The sequence below is a fragment of the Patiriisocius sp. genome (assembly GCF_051252435.1).
Classification (GTDB): Bacteria; Bacteroidota; Bacteroidia; order Flavobacteriales; family Flavobacteriaceae; genus Patiriisocius.
Genome location: NZ_JBPOFW010000009.1, coordinates 12,066 through 31,142, shown reverse-complemented (window position 1 = coordinate 31,142; position 19,077 = coordinate 12,066). Strand labels below are relative to the sequence as shown.

Here is a 19,077-nt window from a genome sequence, read left to right as displayed (position 1 = left end):
AATTAATTGGCTTTAAATGCCTTTTCATAAATAAAACAACAGTAACTTTAAAATTCCCGAAAAAAAATTATTTTTTTTTAAATTGCTTTAAAATTATAGCAAAATTCCATGAATATAGCAAACCAATCTTTGTGTGATGATTCTCGCTTTAAAGAGGTTTATAATATGTATGCTCAAGATTTGCATGATTTTATCTATTATAAATATGGTAGCGAATTTAATCCAGACGACATCGTCCAAGAAAGTTTTATCAAACTCTGGAAGAACTGCGGAAATGTAACCATCCAAAAAGTAAAATCTTATCTTTTTACACTCGCAAACAATGCAACGCTCAATGTAATAAAGCACAAAAAAGTAGTCCTTAAATATCAAAAGCAAGAAGTACCGCAATCCACAATTGAAACTCCCGAATTTATCTTAGAACAAGAACAATTTATGGAGAAATACGAAAAAGCACTGGCAAATCTCTCTGCCGAACAGCGCATAGCATTCCTCCTCAATAAAGCGAAGGAAAAAAACATCAAGAAATCGCAGACCAACTGGGAGTAACAAGACGAGTAATAGAATACCGAATTTATAGTGCGTATGACCAACTTAAAAAAGAATTAGAAAATTTTTATTTAAAATAGTTTCGGGAATTTAGTAATCTCGATTGTTTTATAGATAATAGGAATGCTATGGAAGAAAAATTACGCAAAAAATGGTTGAATGACGAACCTCTTTCTAATCAAGAAAAGGAATTCATTGCCTCGTCTAAAAATTTCAGAATAGAGAAAAATATCATGGAAAATGCTGAACGTTTTAAAATTTCAGCAATGAAAACCGTAGCACCGTTCAGTTCTATAGAAAATAAGTTAAAAGAAAATCCTAAAAACAAAACGTTTAAATTATATAGAACGTTGTCCGGTATCGCAGCTGTAATGCTGGCTATATTTGGATTGTTTTATTATTTCAGCACAAATAATATTACTACCCTCGCAACGGCAAATGGCGAACAAAAGACTATCCAATTACCAGATAACTCAATTGTGGATTTAAATGCAGATTCTCAAATTAAATTCAACGAGAAATCTTGGAATACTCAAAGAAGCATAGAACTAAAAGGTGAAGCGTTTTTTGACGTTGAAAAAGGAGCAACTTTTGATGTTACTTTCAACGGCGGAAAAGTAACAGTCCTTGGAACTGAATTTAATGTAAAACGAAGAAATGATTTTCTCGAAGTGAGTTGTTACAAAGGGTTAGTGCAAGTAATCTACGAGAATGACACAATAAGACTCCCTAAAGGAAATGCCTTTCGTATCATTGAGAATAAAAAATCAGAAATGGCAGCCATTGGAGAAAAACCTAGCTGGAAAGAGCACTTAAGTCAATTTCAAAACATACCAATAAAGTTTGTTTTTGAAGAATTTGAAAGACAATATGAGCTTTCAGTAAAATTTCAAAATGTAGATACAAGCGTGTTATTTTCGGGTGCTTTTGCACATAACAACAGTAAGAATGCCTTGACTGCTATCACAGCGCCTTTAGGGCTATCATTTAAAATAGACGGCAATGAGGCTCTAATTTATGCCAAAAATTAAAAAACATATAGTCTTATTAACATTGTTTGCCACAGCACTTTGTTTTTCTCAAACGAGTCCTGAAAGACGCCCATTGAAAGAACAATTGGCTTCATTGGAACAAAAGTTTAATATCACTTTCAACTATTCTCCGGCTACCGTTGAAGATATCTTTATCAATACTATCCCGCAGAATATCAATACGGTGAATGCTTTAGTTGAGTTTTTAAATAAAAGCACAAGCTTGAAATTCAATGTATTGGCCAACAACATTATTTATATTAGTAAAAAGACTTCAAATTTAATTTGCGGTTACCTTCTAGATGGCTCGACCCAGCAGCCTTTAATGGGTGCAACCATAATCGAGACAGATAACAACTACGCAGTTAGTGATGAAAAAGGGTATTTTGAAATCATATTAGTGTCAACTACTAAAAACAACATTTCAATACAAAATATGGGATTCGAAGAAATGCAAGTTTCCATATCATCATGGGAGAATTCCTCGTGTAAAACAATCGCTTTAATTCCTTCTACTGAAATATTAGATGCGATAACTCTTGAGGATTTTCTTGTCAAAGGTATTTCGCAAACAACTGAAGGTAACATAAGTATTGATTTTGATAATTTTGAAATTCTTCCCGGACTTGTTGAAAATGACGTTTTACATTCTGTACAAGCATTACCAGGAATTATGAGTGTTGATGAAACTATTTCAAATTTAAATATCCACGGCGGAAGTCACGATCAAAATTTATTGGTTTGGGACGGAATCAAAATGTATCAATCGGGTCACTTTTTTGGTCTCATTTCAGCATTTAATCCGCAAATCACAGACAAAGCCACTGTGATAGATAATGGTAGCGATGCGAGTTTTACAGATGGCGTTTCGGGCACAATCTTAATGGAAACTGATTCTGAAGTAAATGATACATTTAAAGCAAATTTTGCAACAACGTTATTAAATTCCGAAACATTTGGAGATGTACCTATTTCAGATAACTCATCAATTCAAGTCGCAGGAAGAAAATCAATAAGTGAATATATAAAAACTCCTATTTACAATTCTTACTTCAGTCGCATATCTCAACAAACCGAAGTGGATCAATCCAACCAACCGCTTCCAACTATAGAACAGGAATTTGATTTTCACGACACGGCGTTGCGATATTTGTATAAGCCAGAAAACGGAGACGTTTTACGTGTGAACCTAATTTATATTAACAACGAACTTAAATTTACAGAGCAAGCTCTCATAGACAATGTAATCAACACAAGAGAGAGTAGCGTTTTACAGAGCAATTTTGGAGGCTCTTTATTCTACAGTCGTAACTGGAATTCTACGTTTACTTCTGATATTGAAATCTATGAAACAGACTATACTTTAAAAGCCAATAATGCAAACATTGAACAATCGCAGAGATTACTTCAAAAAAATAGTGTTTCTGAAACTGGCGCAAAACTAACAACCCACGCAACTCTTTCACCCACAATAAATTGGAAGAACGGCTATAATTTCACGGAAACCGAAATAACGAACCTCGAAGATGTTGATAGACCTTTATTTAGAGAGTTACTATCAAAAGTATTGCGAACACATGCCTTATTTTCACAAGCAGAATACACCTCAATAAATAATGCTACTTTTTTAAAATTGGGAATTAGAGGAACCTATGCTGATAAATTTGGAACTTTCAGGTTTGAACCCCGAGTGTCACTTTCTCAAAATTTTTCAGATTATTTTAATCTACTCGTCCAAGGCGAAGTTAAACATCAAAACACATCTCAAATAATAAACTTTCAAAATGACTTTCTAGGCATCGAAAAGAGAAGATGGCAATTAGCAGATGACAACGAATTCCCAGTAATTGAAAGTAAACAAGCAACAATTGGCTTGAGTTTTAGCAGGAATAATTTGCTCATTTCAGTAAAAGGATATCATAAAAATGTAGATGGAATCACCACACAAAGTCAAGGTTTTTCTACAAAATATGAATTTGTTAATACCACCGGAAGCTATAAAGTAAACGGTGTTGATGTTTTACTGCGAAAAAAAATGAACAGATTTAACACTTGGTTGAGTTATGCATTTATGGATAATCAATATACTTTTTCCGAACTCCCTGAAAATACCTTCAGAAGTAATTTTGACATTACCCACGCAATGACTTTGGGTAGTGTTTACAGTACAAATGTTTTTAATATTTCCGCAGGTTTACTTTGGCGAACGGGCAAACCCACTACGATTCCAGTCGCTGAAAACAATAGAGATGGCGAAGAGGTAAATTTCAAAGCGGTAAATAGCGACCAACTGGAAAATTATATACGCACAGATATTTCGGCACTTTATAAAATAAAAAATAAAGGGAAATGGCGTGCCGAAATTGGATGTTCAATATTAAATGTTTTTAACCAAGAAAGTACTGTTGACACATATTATCGTATCATCAATGACAATGTGAGTCAATTTGATGAGCACTCTCTAGAAATTTCTACAAACGCACTATTAAGAATTTCAATATAAAAATGATTTCTTCGGAAAATGAGCTGAACCCATTAACTGTTTAATCCTTTTTACAATTCTCTTAACAACAAAGGATTGAATTTTGAAATACATTTGAGATATGAAATTATCCTATCTCTTATCTCTATTCATAGCATCCTTTTTTATTTTTAGTTGTTCCTCGGTACAACGCGTAAAAAACCTTGACTATCTCCCAACTACATTACTTACGGAAGAAAGCAACCCAAAACTCAATATTTTCACTCCCAAAGAGAAACCCGAAACCGCGATGCCGGTTATCATTTTCGCCCATGGCGGAAATTGGAACCGTGGAGACAAAGACACCTACGGATTTTATGGAAAGGATTTGGCAAAAAGAAATATCATTTTGGTTGTTCCAGAATATACATTGAGTCCAGAGGTAACATACGACCATCAAGCAAAACAGATTGCTGCTTGTATAGAGTGGACCAAAGACAACATTGCGAAATATGGCGGCGACCCAAATCAAATTTATATGAATGGCCACTCGGCTGGAGGGCATTTAGCTGCACTTTCTGTAATGAACCCAAAATATGGTGTAGATCAAAGTAGTATTTCTGGTATCATTTTAATTGATGCCGCTGGATTGGATATGTATTGGTTGAATACTGAAGTACCTCCCAAAAAAGGCGGATTCTATGATTATCAAAGTACGTTTACCAATGACCCAGAAACATGGAAAGACGCATCTCCCATCTATTTCATTTCCGAAGAAAATCCACCGTTTTTAATTTTTCAAGGCACTAAAACCATTGAAGCCATCGCAAAAACAAATATTGACTTTAAAGAAAAACTAATAAAAGTACAACCCGAATTACAATATATTACGCAGAATAAAGGGCACTTCGGGATGATGTTACAATTTATTTGGGGAGGAAGAGAAACAATGGATACGATTGAACAATTTATTGAACAGCATAAATAAAACTCCGCAACACTAAATTTAAGGTATAAAAAAACCATTGCATCGTTTTGTATAAAGATGCAATGGTTTTTAATTTATTAATATCCAGATTATTGTTCGGTCTCTAACGATTCATTATTCCATTTTGTAATTCCACCATCCAAGTCATAAATTTCTTTAAATCCCATGTCTTGCAAAATTTTTGCTGCACGGCCACTTCTTCCACCGCTTTTGCAATACACATATACGGGCTTATTTTTATCTAAATCCTGTACTTTTTCTTTAAAATCACTATCGGTTACGCAAATGTTCTGAGCATCTCTTAAGTGACTTACTTTGTACTCTTGGTCTGTGCGAACATCAACCAATTGAGCCGTTGGGCTTTCTTTCAACACTTCGTGCATTGCTTGTGGAGCGAGTACCTTTATGGTTCCTTTTTCTTGAACGGTCGCAATATCGGTCGCGGCAGATGCATTGTTATCTTTGCAAGAAATTGCCCCAGTAAAAACTACAAATACCAAAAATAATTTTATCAAATTTTTCATTAAATCGTAGTTTCACCATCCCATTGAGAAAATCCTCCCATTAGATTGTATGTGCTATTATACCCTATGCTATTTAAAATCATACACGCTTGCGCACTTCTTCCTCCTGCTTTACAATACACATAATAGTTTTTTGACGGATCCATTTTTTTTGCACCTTCCATAAAACTTCCAGCGTTCATAATATCTAAATGTTCTGCGTTCGGGATGTACCCTTCTTCTACTTCAGCTTTTGTTCGAACATCTAAAATAACTGCGTTATCGTCTTTCGCTAATTGCTCACGCCATTGTTGTTGTGTTAAATCTGCCATGTTTATTTAATGTATTAAATTTCAGTAAAATTAATCATTCAATTTAAAATTTCATAAAAAAACCGACTACTTATTATCTAATATGTAGTCGGTTTTAAAATTTAGGAAAATCCTATTATACTTTTATGGAGCAACCTATCGCTTTTGTTTCTTTTACGGTTACCTCTTTTCCTGCTAATAACTCATCAATGGCATTGGCCAAAAATGTATCTTTCACAGCGCTTGCATTACGCACATTGTCGTCAATTGCACCAATATATTTTACCACATTTTTGCCGCCTTCTTTATTCAATAAATATACATGCGGAGTTTTTGTCGCTCCATACGTTGCATATACTTTATCGTTCGCGTCATATAAATACGGGAACGTAAAACCTGCATCTTTTGCCTTTTTTTGCATCAACTCATAGGTATCGTCTGGTTGTACATTTGGGTCGTTGGGGTTTACAGCAATTACTGGATACCCCAATACTTTGTATTTTTTATCTAACGCAACAATACGCTCCTCACTCGCCACAGCAAATGGGCACGTATTACACGTAAAAATAACGATGAAGCCATTGGCATCTTTGTAATCTGACATTGATACCATTTTACCATCTACATCTTTCAGTTTAAAATCGGTAGCCGAGTCGCCCACTTCATATCCTTTAATAATTTTACCATCGCGCACTTCCATGCTCAAATCTTGAGCGGTTGTATCTTCCACAATAGTCTCAGCTTTAGCGGTATCTTTTGGCTGGTTATTACAACCAACTAAGCTCGCAATTGTTACTGCCACAACAGCAAAATTTACATAAATATGTTTTTTTGTATTCATAATTTCTATTTGTTAAATGTTTGTACTTCGGTTATTAATTGTTCGTAAGTAAATGATTGCTCATAAAACTTCCTATTGTTATTCTTGTAAATCAATGTAGCAGGAATTGCGCCACTCCAAGTTTCGCTAATCTTAGGAATCCAGCCGTTAGCATCTGCGTCATCCAATAAAACAACTTCACTCTTAATTTCGTTTCTATCCAAAAATGGAATCACTTGACTTTCAATTTTTTCGGGAAAATCGAGAGTTACTAAAATTACTTTTACTTTTTCTGAAACCGATTCCGCGTTCAACTTCTCAAATACCGGTAACTCTGCAATACAAGGTTTACACCATGTAGCCCAAAAATTAACGACATAGGTTGTGTCATTTTCTTTTTCCAACAAAACCGAAAGCTCTTCATAATTATAAGAAGGCACACGGCTATTTTTGATTTGTTTCTCTTTGGAAATTTCTATTTCCGAAACTTTCGCAGTTTCATCCTCCACTACGCTTTTCTTTTCTGCGTCAGCGCAGGAGCTGAAAATCAGCAGTAAAAAAACACTAATAATTTTAAATATTTTCATTTTCTATCTTCTTTCGATTTGGTGTAATTTTCCAATTAGTAAGCCGCAGTCCCATTGTTACATGAACAAAAACATATTTCATTTCTGGCTCATTTTCGCATAAGCTAAAAAATTGAATCAGTGCTATTTATCTTCAGCAAGATAGCTACGTTCTACGACAATTTAAAAAGTAATAACGTCAAAATACAGTTGGCAGTCATTAAATATTTGTTAAAATAAATTTTCATTATAAAAAATAAACTTACATTTGTATGTACAATAGTTGTAGATACAATATTATGAATATAGAACAAGTTATTAAGTCGAATGTAAAAATGAATGTTGCCACAAAAACGGTCATCAACATTTCTTACACGAGCAGATTTCTGGAAGAATCTTTTCTGGAAATCTTAAAGCCATTCGATTTAACATCGCAACAATTTAATGTTTTGAGAATTTTGAGAGGCCAAAAAGGAAACCCTGCAAACCTCTCCACCATTCAAGAACGCATGGTTGATAGAAATAGTAACACAACAAGGTTGATAGATAAACTCATTAAAAAAGACCTCGTTACAAGAAGAGTTTGCGCGAGCAACCGTAGAAAAATCGAATTATTTATTACCAAACAAGGCCTTGCGCTCTTAACAACCCTTGACCCTATTACCCAAAATAACAATACAACCATTACAAGCGCACTCGACGCTGAAGAACTCGAGCAACTCAATAACCTTTTAGATAAAATCCGAACTTTTAAAGAAAACTAGAATTATGAAAACAACAGTAAAATCAATTTTAATCTTAGCAGTAGCTGTTGGAGCAACTGCATTTACAAACAATACTATGAAAAAAATAAATGTTACAGACAGTACAATTCAATGGACCGGTAAAAAAGTTTTAGGGTCGCACACAGGAAACATACAATTAAAAGAAGGATATCTTGAAATGGACGGCGCGTCATTAACGGGCGGAATGTTTGTTGTAGATATGACCACTATTGAAGTAACCGACTTAAAAGTGGGCGAAGGAAAAGAAAAACTAGAAGGGCATTTAAAGAGCGAAGATTTTTTTGGGACTGACACTCACAAAACAGCGACCTTAGTTTTCACAAATGTTGAAGCTAAAAACGGTGGCTATACAGTAACTGGAGATTTGACTATTAAAAACATAACAGAGCCGATTACATTTGACCTAAAAATGGAAGACGGAAAAGCAACGACCTCTTTAAAAATGGACCGTACTAAATATGGCGTGCGTTATGGTTCTGGTAGTTTCTTTGACAATCTTGGCGACAACACCATTAGCGACAACTTTGAACTTAACGTAACGTTGATGTTCTAAAAATTAAGAAATGTTTTTGTTTTGAGTTTGAAGAACTTTTCTATCTTTGAAATCACAATGAGAACAACACAAAATACTTGGTGGTGGAATAATTTACAGACAACGTCCGTGAACTAGGTAAACCATGTATTTTAACATATACAAAGCCTGTCTTTCACGAGACAGGCTTTTTTTTATGTAATAGCAAAGAAAAAACGGGTACTCCAAAAATTAAGAGCTTAGAGAAATAGAAAACATGAACTACAAACTTAAAACGCATTCAAAAAAATTACTGGCAGACACCCTCACCCCTGTCTCGGTATATTTGCGCCTGCGCGATAAATTTCCCAACAGTCTGCTTCTTGAAAGTAGCGATTATCATGCAAACGACAACAGTTTTAGCTATATCTGCTGCAACCCAATCGCATCGATAAAAGTGGCGAACGAAGAGATTACACAACAGTTTCCCTGCGGAAACGTGACAACAATAAAACTGTCGTCATCTCAAGAAATAGCAACGAGTGTTGCCGCCACCATCCAAAATTTTTCTGAATCATTCACTGCCGAAAAGAGCGACCTCAAGTTTATAAACAATGGCCTTTTTGGCTTTACCAGTTATGATGTCGTTCGCTATTTTGAAGATGTAGCGATAGACAAAAGCAAATCGGTTTTGGGAATCCCAGATATGTATTATGCAGTGTATCAAAACATCATTGCCATCAATCACTTTAATAATGAAGCCTACATATTTTCGCATAACTACAATACCGAAAGTAACATCGAGCACATCGAGCAACTCATCAGTTCCAAAAACTTTGCCGAATATCCTTTTGCAAGAAATGGCGAGCCTACAACCAACCTAAAAGACCAAGAGTTTAAAGATTTGGTTGTAAAATGTAAAGCACATTGCGCTCGCGGAGATGTATTTCAAATTGTGCCCAGCAAGCGATTTTCGCAACAATTTACGGGAGATGAATTCAATGTTTACAGAGCCTTACGCAGCGTAAACCCTTCCCCCTATCTTTTCTATTTTGACTACGGAAATTTTAAAATCTTCGGAAGTTCGCCAGAAGCGCAACTCGTAGTAAAAGATGAAACCGCAGAAATCCATCCTATTGCCGGGACATTCAAAAGAACAGGAAATGATTTAAAAGACGCCGAACTCGCCAAGCAACTTTCAGCAGATGCAAAAGAAAACAGCGAACATGTAATGCTCGTGGATTTAGCAAGAAATGACCTTAGCCGCCACGGCAGCAATGTCAAGGTTGAAACTTATAGAGAAGTACAATTTTTCTCCCACGTCATTCACCTCGTGAGCAAAGTCACAGCGACAAAAAATAAAAATACCCCAACAATGCAAATTGTAGCAGATACATTTCCCGCAGGAACGTTGAGTGGCGCACCTAAACACAAAGCATTGCAATTACTAGAAAAATATGAAAATATCAATCGTGAATTCTATGGCGGAGCTATTGGGTTTATGGATTTCAAAGGCAATTATAATCACGCAATTATCATCCGTTCATTTGTAAGTAAAAACCACTCGCTACATTGGCAGGCTGGCGCAGGAGTTGTCAATGACAGCAAACCCGAGAATGAATTGCAAGAAGTTTATAACAAATTAGGAGCTTTAACAAAAGCACTAGAATTAGCAGAAACAATATAAAAGCTCCACCTAGCCTCCCAAAGAGGAAAAATTTAATTCATAAATATAATGAAAAGTAAAAATAAAAAACAGATTCTAGCTTCTCCCCTTTTTGGGGAGTCTGAGAGGGGGCCTAGAATACTAGTAATAGACAACTACGATAGTTTTGTGTACAACCTTGTCCACTATTTGGAAGAATTTGATTGCGAAGTGCATGTAATTCGTAATGATCAATTTGACATTGAGCTACCTGAAAAATACGATAAAATCCTACTTTCTCCAGGTCCGGGCGTCCCAGAAGAAGCAGGCCTTTTAAAAGAAGTAATTAAAGTATATGGTGGCAAAAAGCCAATCTTGGGAGTTTGTTTAGGGCAACAAGCCATTGGAGAAGTTTTTGGCGGAACACTCTCAAACCTAAGCGAAGTTTTCCATGGCGTTTCAACACAAGCAACCCAACTTGTAAATGATGAGGAACTTTTCAAAGACATTGAAAAAGAATTTGAAATTGGCCGTTACCACTCGTGGGTAGTGAGCCAAGAGGGTTTTCCAAATGTATTAGAAATAACATCCATTGATGATAATGGACAAATAATGTCACTTCGCCACCGTGAATTTGATATTAAAGGCGTACAATTTCATCCAGAAAGCGTATTAACACCACAGGGAAAATTAATGATTAAGAATTGGGTAGAACTATAAAGATTGTCTGGTTGAGCGCTGTCGAAACCTATATTACGCAGAGGAAAATTAAAAAAAATCAAGCATGCGAATTATCTCCGGCAATAGAATCACAACAAGGAAGAAGAATTAACAAATATGAAACAAATACTAAACAGACTCATAAATCACGAACACCTCGATAAAAAAGAAGCGAGAGAAATACTCGTTGCTATCAGTGAAGGCAAATACAATAGCGCACAGATTTCAGCTTTTTTAACAGTCTATATGATGCGAAGTGTAACGCTCGAAGAGCTTGAAGGATTTAGAAATGCCTTATTAGATTTATGCCTACGCGTTAACCTAGAGGAGTACAATACCATCGATTTATGTGGAACGGGAGGCGACGGAAAAAACACTTTTAACATTTCAACAGTTTCATCATTTGTAACTGCTGGTGCCGGAATTAAAGTCACTAAGCACGGGAATTACGGAGTATCTTCAATTAGCGGAAGCAGTAATGTCATGGAAAATCTAGGAATAAAATTCAGCAATGAACATGACTTTTTAAAACGTTGCCTTGACGAAACTGGAATATGCGTATTGCATGCGCCGCTCTTTCACCCAGCAATGAAAAACGTGGCGCCAATCCGTCGCGAATTAGGGGTCAAAACGTTCTTTAATATGTTAGGTCCCATGGTAAATCCAGCGTTTCCTAAAAATCAATTAGTGGGGGTTTTTGACTTAGAATTGGCACGCATGTATGGCTACCTATATCAAAAGAGCGACAAAAATTACGGTATTCTGCATGCCATGGATGGCTATGACGAAATTTCATTGACGGGCAATGTAAAAATGCTTTCAAATTATTCGGAAATGATACTGAGCCCAGAAGATTTTAACATGCCATTACAAAAACAAATAGATATTTACGGAGGAGAAACAGTAACAGAATCTGCCGAAATATTTATGACCATCCTAAAAGGAAATGGTACAGAACAACAAAATAACGTAGTATTCGCAAATGCAGGAACCGCAATTTCAATCGCTGAACAATGCAGTTTAAACGACGGAATTGAAAAAGCGAAAGAATCCCTTCATTCTGGAAAAGCTTTGGAATCATTAAATAAATTAATCGCATTGAGCAGCTAGCCACAGCCCATGACAATTTTAGACAAAATAATAGCGTATAAGCATAAGGAAGTAAAAGCAAAATCTGAAGCTTTCCCAATTTCCATTCTAGAACATTCGGTGCTTTTTTCGAGAGAAACTACATCACTTGCAGATGCGCTTCGGAAATCTAACTCAGGCATCATCGCTGAGCACAAAAGACGTTCTCCGAGCAAATCGGTAATAAATCACAACGTTTTTATAACCGATGTCGCTCGTGGTTATGAAATAGCGGGAGCTTGTGGAATGTCTATTTTGACTGACACCAACTTTTTTGGTGGTTCTTTGGACGACCTTTTGGTTGCCCGAAATGAGGTCGATTTCCCATTATTGAGAAAAGAATTTATCATAAATTCTTATCAAATTTATGAAGCAAAAGCGTATGGTGCCGATGCTATTTTATTAATCGCAGCATCATTGACCGAAAGACAACTAAAGGAATTTTCAAAAATCGCAAAGTCACTTTCACTGGATGTGCTGCTCGAAGTTCATAACGAAGAAGAGTTAAACAAATCAATAATCCCAACAGTTGATATGCTGGGTGTTAACAACCGAAATTTAAAAACTTTTGAAGTTTCAACAGATATAAGTAAAGAGCTTTCATCAAAAATACCTTCCGATTTTGTAAAAGTTTCCGAAAGTGGAATTTCAAGTATTGAAACAATCAATGATTTAAAGCAATACGGATTTAAAGGTTTTTTAATAGGTGAAAATTTTATGAAGACTGAAAACCCGGGGAAAAGCGCAGCCGATTTTATCTCAAAACTATGAACAATTTAAAAGTCAAAATATGTGGAATGAAACACAATGTTGCAGAAGTTGCGGCCTTGAAACCTGATTATTTAGGTTTTATTTTCTACGGAAATAGTCCTAGAAATTACAAAGACTCGAAAATAATTAATATTTCCGAAGACATTAAAAAGGTTGGTATTTTTGTTGACCAATCGGTTGATGAAATCATTGTATTGGTTGAAAAATTTCAATTTAATGTTATTCAATTACATGGCGAACAGCCAGTGGAATTTGTGAGTTTGCTAATTTCAGAATTAAAGAACTCTAAAAAAGGTCAGGTTGAAATTTGGAAAGTATTTTCCATTAAAGACACTTTTGATTTTTCGGTTCTAAAAGATTTTGAAGATTTGGTTTCTAAATTTCTCTTTGATACAAAAGGAAAAGAAAAAGGTGGCAACGGATTTACGTTTGACTGGAGCATTTTAAAAAATTACAAATCAACGAAACCGTTTATTTTAAGTGGCGGAATAGGAATGACAGAAATTTCCGAAGTGAAAAAAATTCAACAACTCGGGCTACCCATTTATGCGATTGATGTGAATAGCAAATTTGAGATTGAGGCTGGATTGAAAGATATTTCGGCATTAAAAAAAATGAAAGAATTACTTGATTAAAAATATAGATTAATTTAAAGAGAATCCTGCTTACGTGGGAAATGAATATGAAATACAATGTAAACGAAAAGGGATATTATGGAGAATTTGGTGGTGCATACATACCAGAAATGCTCTATCCCAATGTGGAAGAATTACGCCAACAGTACATTTCGATCATGCATGAGCCTTCTTTTCAAAAAGAGTTCAATGCATTATTGAAAGAGTATGTAGGTCGGCCAACACCGTTGTATTTTGCAAAACGACTTTCGGCTAAATACAATACAAAAATCTATTTAAAACGGGAAGATTTATGCCATACCGGAGCGCATAAGGTAAATAATACCATTGGTCAAATTTTGATGGCGAAACGCTTGGGTAAAAAAAGAATCATTGCCGAGACAGGTGCTGGACAACACGGTGTTGCAACGGCTACAGTTTGCGCATTGATGGGCATGGAATGCATTGTTTATATGGGTGCGATTGATATTGAACGACAAGCACCCAATGTTGCCAGAATGAAAATGCTTGGCGCAAAAGTTGTTGCTGCCGTGAGCGGAAGTAAAACTTTGAAAGATGCCACAAACGAGGCGATTAGAGATTGGATAAATAACCCCACAGACACCCATTATATTATAGGCAGCGTCGTTGGGCCGCATCCCTATCCAGATATGGTTGCGAGGTTTCAGAGCGTAATTTCTTCGGAAATAAAACTTCAATTATTAGAAAAAGAAAGTCGAGAAAACCCAGATTTTGTTGTGGCATGCGTGGGTGGTGGAAGTAATGCAGCAGGCGCTTATTATCACTATTTGGATACACCCGAAGTTGAAATTATAGCTGTTGAGGCTGCTGGAAAAGGCGTGAATTCTGGCGAGAGCGCTGCTACTTCAGCTCTTGGTAAAATAGGTATAATCCACGGAAGCAAAACATTGTTGATGCAAACTAAAGATGGGCAGATTACTGAGCCTTATTCAATTTCGGCAGGTTTGGATTATCCGGGCGTTGGGCCAATGCATGCACATTTATTTAAGAGTGGTCGCGGAGAATTTATATCGATTACTGACGATGATGCAATGAAAGCTGGAATGGAATTGAGCAAGCTTGAGGGTATTATTCCTGCCATCGAAACAAGCCATGCGCTAGCCATATTTGAAACCCGAAAATTTAAACCCGATGACATTGTAGTAGTCAATTTGAGTGGTCGTGGGGATAAGGATCTGAATACTTATATTGAATATTTTGGTTTATAATTCTCAATATAAAAGAAGACAAAATATTAATCTTCTCGCTTTCGAGGAAATGACAAAAAACCATCTTAGATGAATAGAATTATAGAAAAACTAAAAGAAGATAAAAAGCTACTTTCCATTTACTTTACCGCGGGATATCCATCTATTGATGATACTGTTCGCGTCCTTGAAGCATTACAGGAAAATGGCGTAGATATGGTTGAAATTGGACTTCCTTTCAGCGACCCTTTGGCCGATGGCCCAACCATTCAAGCCAGCTCAACACAAGCTTTAAAAAACGGAATGACCACCGAAGTTTTATTTCAGCAATTGAAAAATATTAGAAATTCGGTACAGATTCCTTTGGTCTTAATGGGATATTTCAATCCGGTATTGCAATATGGTGTTGAAAATTTCTGCAAAAAATGTCAAGAAATCGGGATTGATGGTTTGATTCTACCAGACCTCCCTGTGGCCGAATATAAGGAACATTATCAACAAATTTTTGAGAAGTACGGACTCATCAATGTTTTTTTAATTACACCACAAACCAGCGATACACGCATTAGAGAAATTGATGAAGTGTCTAATGGCTTTATTTACATGGTGAGCAGTGCGAGTGTTACAGGAGGCACACAAGGCTTCGGAAACGGAACAACATCATATTTTCAACGCATTTTTGAAATGAAATTGAAGAATCCTCAAATTGTTGGTTTCGGAATTAATAATGCTGAAACTTTTAAAGCTGCGACGACATATTCAAAAGGAGCCATAATAGGAAGTGCATTTATCAAGATGCTAACTTCGAAAGGTGTTTTAGGTATTAAAAAGTTCATTTATTCGATTCGCTAGGTTTAACGAAGGTTTAGTAAACCCTTAATAAGAATTAAGAATTTCTATAGGTACATTGTTGTTAATTAATTTAGAACTTAAAACTTATTATTATGGAAAAGAAATTTAGAAGAAAAACAGAACAGATAAACCCTACGAACCCAACAGGGAATACCAGTCAAGAAACTAATAAGTTTGACATTGATAAAAAAACTATCAAAGAGCAACAAAATAAAAAATAATGGGAAAGGGAGATAAAAAGACGAGAAAAGGAAAAATAAATATTAGCTCTTACGGCAAATTGAGACCCAAACGTGGAAAATTCAAGACAAAACCACGTAACATAAAAGGAGCTTTAAAACCTGATTAAATAAAAACCCCTTCACTTTAAAAGTGAAGGGGTTCTTTTATTATTGCAAATTGTGATAAGCCTTATTTTTTGATAAGTCTCTTAACAACGCTAGCAACATCACTAGTTAATTGAACTGTGTAAACTCCAGCAGCTAATGCAGAAACATCAAGTGTTTGATCTCCTTGCGCACCTCTTAAGTTAACGTTCATTACCATTCTTCCATTGATATCATGTATAATTGCACTTTCTAATACTTGCGTAGAAGAATTTTGAATTGTTAGAATATTATTTGCAGGATTAGGATAAAGTGATACTCCGTCTGCAAGGATATTATCGTTTGCTCCAAGAATGCTTTCAACAGTTAACGTGAAAGTACATGTACCTACGTTACCGTATTCATCAGTTCCTGTTAATGTTACAGGATATGTACCATCTGGCAAGAATGAACCTGCAGCAGGATCTTGTGTAGTAATCGTCACAGGATCTGTACAGTTATCAACAACCATTGCATCACCCGTTGCGAAGTAATCTGGAACTTCATAGTTCACATTTCCACTTCCTGGATCAACAGTAATATCTGCAGGACACGTAATAACTGGTCCTAACATATCAACTACAGTAACCATAGCGCTACAAGAAGCTAAGTTTCCACCTAAATCGTTTACAAACAATGTAACCATAACTGGTGTTCCTATATCATCACAATTAAATTCTGTGATATCAGCAGCAGCAGACATAATTCCACAAGCTTCAACAGTTGCTCCCATATCAATAAGAGTCATTGGATCTAATGTTACAGTACCATCAGCACCCAATTCAAGAGTTGCATCCATACATACAAGTTCTGGAGCTGTTACGTCTCTAACGATTACAGTTGCAGTACAAGTTGAAACATTTCCACTAGCATCAGTAACAGTAACATCGATAAGGTTTTCACCTAAATCATCACATGTAAATACCAATCCACTTGTTGGATCTGGAGTTTCGTAACGAATGATTCCATTAAAGTTTCTAGGTTGGAATAATAAACCTGTTGATAATGATGTTTTACCAGCACCTTCTAAATGCTCAATATTTGCATCACTCGCTAAAACATTTCCTGTTACTGTTCCATCTGTATAATTGATACCTATATCTAAAGTAGCTACAAAGAAAGCTCTAGTTTCTCCAGAGGCCATAACAATATCCAAATCTAATCCTAGGGCAGTTGGTAAATTTTCACCTACAGATGTTACAGTCGTAGACCCTACCATAGTCCAAGCCGCTGGATCACTATCAAAACCTACCCAAGTTCCTGTTTTAGTATAAACCTCAACAGTACCAGTACCAGCATCAATATTTACATCAAACGATTGAATTGAAATATCATTTAATGCATTAATATCAAAGAAGTTACCTCCTGGTGTAAGTCCATTTCCACCTGCAAAACCTACGTTAAGTTCAGCTGGAATACCTCCACCTGAAGCTCCACCTGCTTCAATTGTAACGCTACATGCGTCCTCAACAGATATAAGTAAATCACTAGGGTCTATAGATGCCATTCCCATTTCATCAAGATCTAATACTAATGGAGAACTACCAGAAGGAGCCTCTACATCTAAAAGGAAATTGTCCACAGCAGCACCCCATGACCAACCACCATCATCATCATAAGTAAATCGCACTTGAAATGCATCATTTGCGAATGGTAACATATCTAATGCACCTGTAGAAGTTGGCTGTACTAACGTATCTACAAATAACACTTCTTGCCAAGCTGTACCATCCCAAACTTCAACACGTAAAAATCCTGATCCAAAAAAGTTATGTGCATACTCAAAAGAAAGTTCTGCTAACGTAGCAGTAGCAATGTCATATACCGGAGACAACAATTCACTAGCATTAACATTATTTTGACCAGCAGCATCATCATCAAAAACGGCAGCATTTGTAGGAAAGTCATTCAAAGTAGCACTTGGAGTAACTCCACTACCAAATTGCCAATCTGCTGCGCCAATAAGTACATTAGTTGACCAACCAGTTGGTACAGTTGCTCCTTCAAAATCTTCAGTTGCCATGAAGTCTCCTCCACCAGCACCTATACATGTAATAATGGGGGCAGTAGTATCAGTTATAGTTACTGTAGCTGTACATGTTGATTCGTTTCCACTATCGTCTGTTACAGTTAATGTTACAGTATTAGCACCTATGTCACCACAACCAAAACTTGTTTGACTTGCAACAACACTTGCCACTGTACAGTTGTCTATTGAACCACCATCAATATCAGCAGCTGTAATAGTTGCGTTACCATTTAAGTCTAGTTCAAGTGTTACATCTTGGCACATTGCCATTGGAGCTTCCATATCCATTACAGTATATGTAGTTGAGCATGTTACAGTGTTACCATCAGAATCTGTTGCTGAAAACTCAATAATTGTATTCCCAACTGGAAATACAGTCCCACTTGCAGGTCCCATAGTTTGAGTCGTTGCAATAGCTCCATCTTCAGGATCTAAAGCAACAGCATCAGTAAAGTTCACTATAGCTCCACAAACTCCTAAATCTGTGTTCGCCATTCCACCCATTGGGCAGTTAATTACTGGAGGTGCTCCAATATTTTCAGAAAAAGTAATCTCATAAGAAAAAAGAGTACCGCCATCACCTCCAGCGTCGTCATTAAATTGTACCGTCCAATCACCAGAAACAGATTCACCAGCCAAAACTGTGTTTAAATCAACTCCCGGACCATCTCCGAAACCAATAGGAAAAACATTAGCACCACCTTCAGCACGATAATCTGCCATTGGAGCACCGGAATCCCATCCAGTAATATTATTAGTAGAAGCATCAGTAAATAATAATGAACTTGGATTTGTTATTAATCCAGTACTACCACCGTTATCAGAGCACAAAGCCACTCTTGTACCTGCAGGCGATATTAAAACAATCTCTACGTCTGCTGCATAGGCGTGAGTTAGACTTAAATCAATACTATTCAATACAAATTCTCCATTATTAGTACCAACAACTCCAACAAGAGGCACATTAGCTGCAGAAGAGGTTACAACTCCACTACCGGGACCTATTGGAAGCGGTACGCCAGCTCCTGAATACGTTTGAGCACTAATGGTCCAACAAAACGTGGTCACCATGAGCGCAATTAAAATAAAAGTAATTTTTTTCATAAATCAATTATTAGGTTAATATGTAAAAGTTAATAAGGTGTTAAATTAAACAAAATAAATTGTATTTCGAAGGATAATCTAGGAATTGATTTTTT

General features: G+C 36.1%; 20 protein-coding genes. 15 read left to right on the top strand and 5 right to left on the bottom strand.

From position 1 onward, the window contains the following. The first annotated feature begins 108 nt into the window (after window positions 1-108). The 4 genes from ACSHW7_RS14870 (at window position 109) to ACSHW7_RS14855 (ending at window position 5,029) form a co-directional block, all read left to right on the top strand. Entirely contained in the window at window positions 109-549 is a 441-nt protein-coding gene (locus tag ACSHW7_RS14870) for an RNA polymerase sigma factor (RefSeq protein WP_435680157.1), read from the top strand. Between the two features lie 128 nt (window positions 550-677). After that, window positions 678-1,580, top strand: coding sequence for a FecR family protein (locus ACSHW7_RS14865; RefSeq protein WP_435680156.1), 903 nt, complete (start codon window positions 678-680; stop codon window positions 1,578-1,580). Then, the gene (locus ACSHW7_RS14860) at window positions 1,567-4,083 is read left to right on the top strand and encodes a TonB-dependent receptor (RefSeq protein WP_435680155.1); all 2,517 of its coding nucleotides are present in this window, start codon (window positions 1,567-1,569) and stop codon (window positions 4,081-4,083) included. The genes ACSHW7_RS14865 and ACSHW7_RS14860 overlap by 14 nt, the downstream gene beginning before the upstream one ends. Before the next feature lie 100 nt (window positions 4,084-4,183). Next, complete coding sequence (locus ACSHW7_RS14855) at window positions 4,184-5,029, top strand: alpha/beta hydrolase (RefSeq protein ID WP_435680154.1); 846 nt, start codon at window positions 4,184-4,186, stop codon at window positions 5,027-5,029. 89 nt (window positions 5,030-5,118) lie between these two features. On the opposite strand, the gene ACSHW7_RS14850 is transcribed toward ACSHW7_RS14855, so the two are convergent. The 4 genes from ACSHW7_RS14850 to ACSHW7_RS14835 all read right to left on the bottom strand — a co-directional run bounded on the left by ACSHW7_RS14850 (window position 5,119) and on the right by ACSHW7_RS14835 (window position 7,250). Next, window positions 5,119-5,553 carry a rhodanese-like domain-containing protein gene (locus ACSHW7_RS14850; RefSeq protein ID WP_435680153.1) on the bottom strand — a complete coding sequence of 145 codons (435 nt, stop codon included), beginning with the start codon at window positions 5,551-5,553 and terminating at the stop codon, window positions 5,119-5,121. Continuing rightward, entirely contained in the window at window positions 5,553-5,864 is a 312-nt protein-coding gene (locus ACSHW7_RS14845; protein ID WP_435680152.1) for a rhodanese-like domain-containing protein, read from the bottom strand. The genes ACSHW7_RS14850 and ACSHW7_RS14845 overlap by 1 nt, the downstream gene beginning before the upstream one ends. Before the next feature lie 115 nt (window positions 5,865-5,979). Next, window positions 5,980-6,684: a thioredoxin family protein gene (locus ACSHW7_RS14840; RefSeq protein WP_435680151.1), complete on the bottom strand. Its 705-nt coding sequence runs from the start codon at window positions 6,682-6,684 to the stop codon at window positions 5,980-5,982. A 5-nt stretch (window positions 6,685-6,689) separates the two neighbouring features. Continuing rightward, entirely contained in the window at window positions 6,690-7,250 is a 561-nt protein-coding gene (locus ACSHW7_RS14835; protein ID WP_435680150.1) for a TlpA disulfide reductase family protein, read from the bottom strand. Window positions 7,251-7,528: 278 nt separating this feature from the next. Between ACSHW7_RS14835 and ACSHW7_RS14830 the strand changes: the two genes are divergently transcribed. The 11 genes from ACSHW7_RS14830 to ACSHW7_RS14780 all read left to right on the top strand — a co-directional run bounded on the left by ACSHW7_RS14830 (window position 7,529) and on the right by ACSHW7_RS14780 (window position 15,833). Next, on the top strand, window positions 7,529-7,993 hold the full coding sequence (locus tag ACSHW7_RS14830) for a MarR family winged helix-turn-helix transcriptional regulator (RefSeq protein ID WP_435680149.1): 465 nt from the start codon (window positions 7,529-7,531) through the stop codon (window positions 7,991-7,993). Window positions 7,994-7,997: 4 nt separating this feature from the next. Beyond that, on the top strand, window positions 7,998-8,567 hold the full coding sequence (locus ACSHW7_RS14825; RefSeq protein ID WP_435680148.1) for a YceI family protein: 570 nt from the start codon (window positions 7,998-8,000) through the stop codon (window positions 8,565-8,567). 235 nt (window positions 8,568-8,802) lie between these two features. Beyond that, window positions 8,803-10,212, top strand: a complete 1,410-nt coding sequence (locus tag ACSHW7_RS14820) for an anthranilate synthase component I family protein (protein ID WP_435680147.1) — start codon at window positions 8,803-8,805, stop codon at window positions 10,210-10,212. 39 nt (window positions 10,213-10,251) lie between these two features. Further along, complete coding sequence (locus ACSHW7_RS14815; protein WP_435680215.1) at window positions 10,252-10,890, top strand: anthranilate synthase component II; 639 nt, start codon at window positions 10,252-10,254, stop codon at window positions 10,888-10,890. 117 nt (window positions 10,891-11,007) lie between these two features. Further along, window positions 11,008-12,000, top strand: coding sequence for an anthranilate phosphoribosyltransferase (gene trpD, locus ACSHW7_RS14810; RefSeq protein WP_435680146.1), 993 nt, complete (start codon window positions 11,008-11,010; stop codon window positions 11,998-12,000). Between the two features lie 9 nt (window positions 12,001-12,009). Further along, complete coding sequence (gene trpC / locus ACSHW7_RS14805) at window positions 12,010-12,789, top strand: indole-3-glycerol phosphate synthase TrpC (RefSeq protein WP_435680145.1); 780 nt, start codon at window positions 12,010-12,012, stop codon at window positions 12,787-12,789. Continuing rightward, a complete protein-coding gene (locus tag ACSHW7_RS14800; protein ID WP_435680144.1) occupies window positions 12,786-13,424 on the top strand; it encodes a phosphoribosylanthranilate isomerase in 639 nt (212 codons plus the stop codon). The genes trpC and ACSHW7_RS14800 overlap by 4 nt, the downstream gene beginning before the upstream one ends. A gap of 47 nt (window positions 13,425-13,471) precedes the next feature. Next, window positions 13,472-14,653, top strand: a complete 1,182-nt coding sequence (gene trpB / locus ACSHW7_RS14795) for a tryptophan synthase subunit beta (protein WP_435680143.1) — start codon at window positions 13,472-13,474, stop codon at window positions 14,651-14,653. 69 nt (window positions 14,654-14,722) lie between these two features. Continuing rightward, complete coding sequence (gene trpA / locus ACSHW7_RS14790; protein ID WP_435680142.1) at window positions 14,723-15,484, top strand: tryptophan synthase subunit alpha; 762 nt, start codon at window positions 14,723-14,725, stop codon at window positions 15,482-15,484. A 92-nt stretch (window positions 15,485-15,576) separates the two neighbouring features. After that, a complete protein-coding gene (locus tag ACSHW7_RS14785) occupies window positions 15,577-15,705 on the top strand; it encodes a hypothetical protein (RefSeq protein WP_435680141.1) in 129 nt (42 codons plus the stop codon). Further along, window positions 15,705-15,833, top strand: coding sequence for a 30S ribosomal protein THX (locus ACSHW7_RS14780; protein ID WP_435680140.1), 129 nt, complete (start codon window positions 15,705-15,707; stop codon window positions 15,831-15,833). Before ACSHW7_RS14785 ends, ACSHW7_RS14780 begins: the two co-directional genes overlap by 1 nt. 62 nt (window positions 15,834-15,895) lie before the next feature. Here the strand turns inward: ACSHW7_RS14780 and ACSHW7_RS14775 are convergent, their stop codons facing one another. Beyond that, window positions 15,896-18,982, bottom strand: a complete 3,087-nt coding sequence (locus ACSHW7_RS14775) for an HYR domain-containing protein (protein WP_435680139.1) — start codon at window positions 18,980-18,982, stop codon at window positions 15,896-15,898. Window positions 18,983-19,077: the final 95 nt, after the last annotated feature.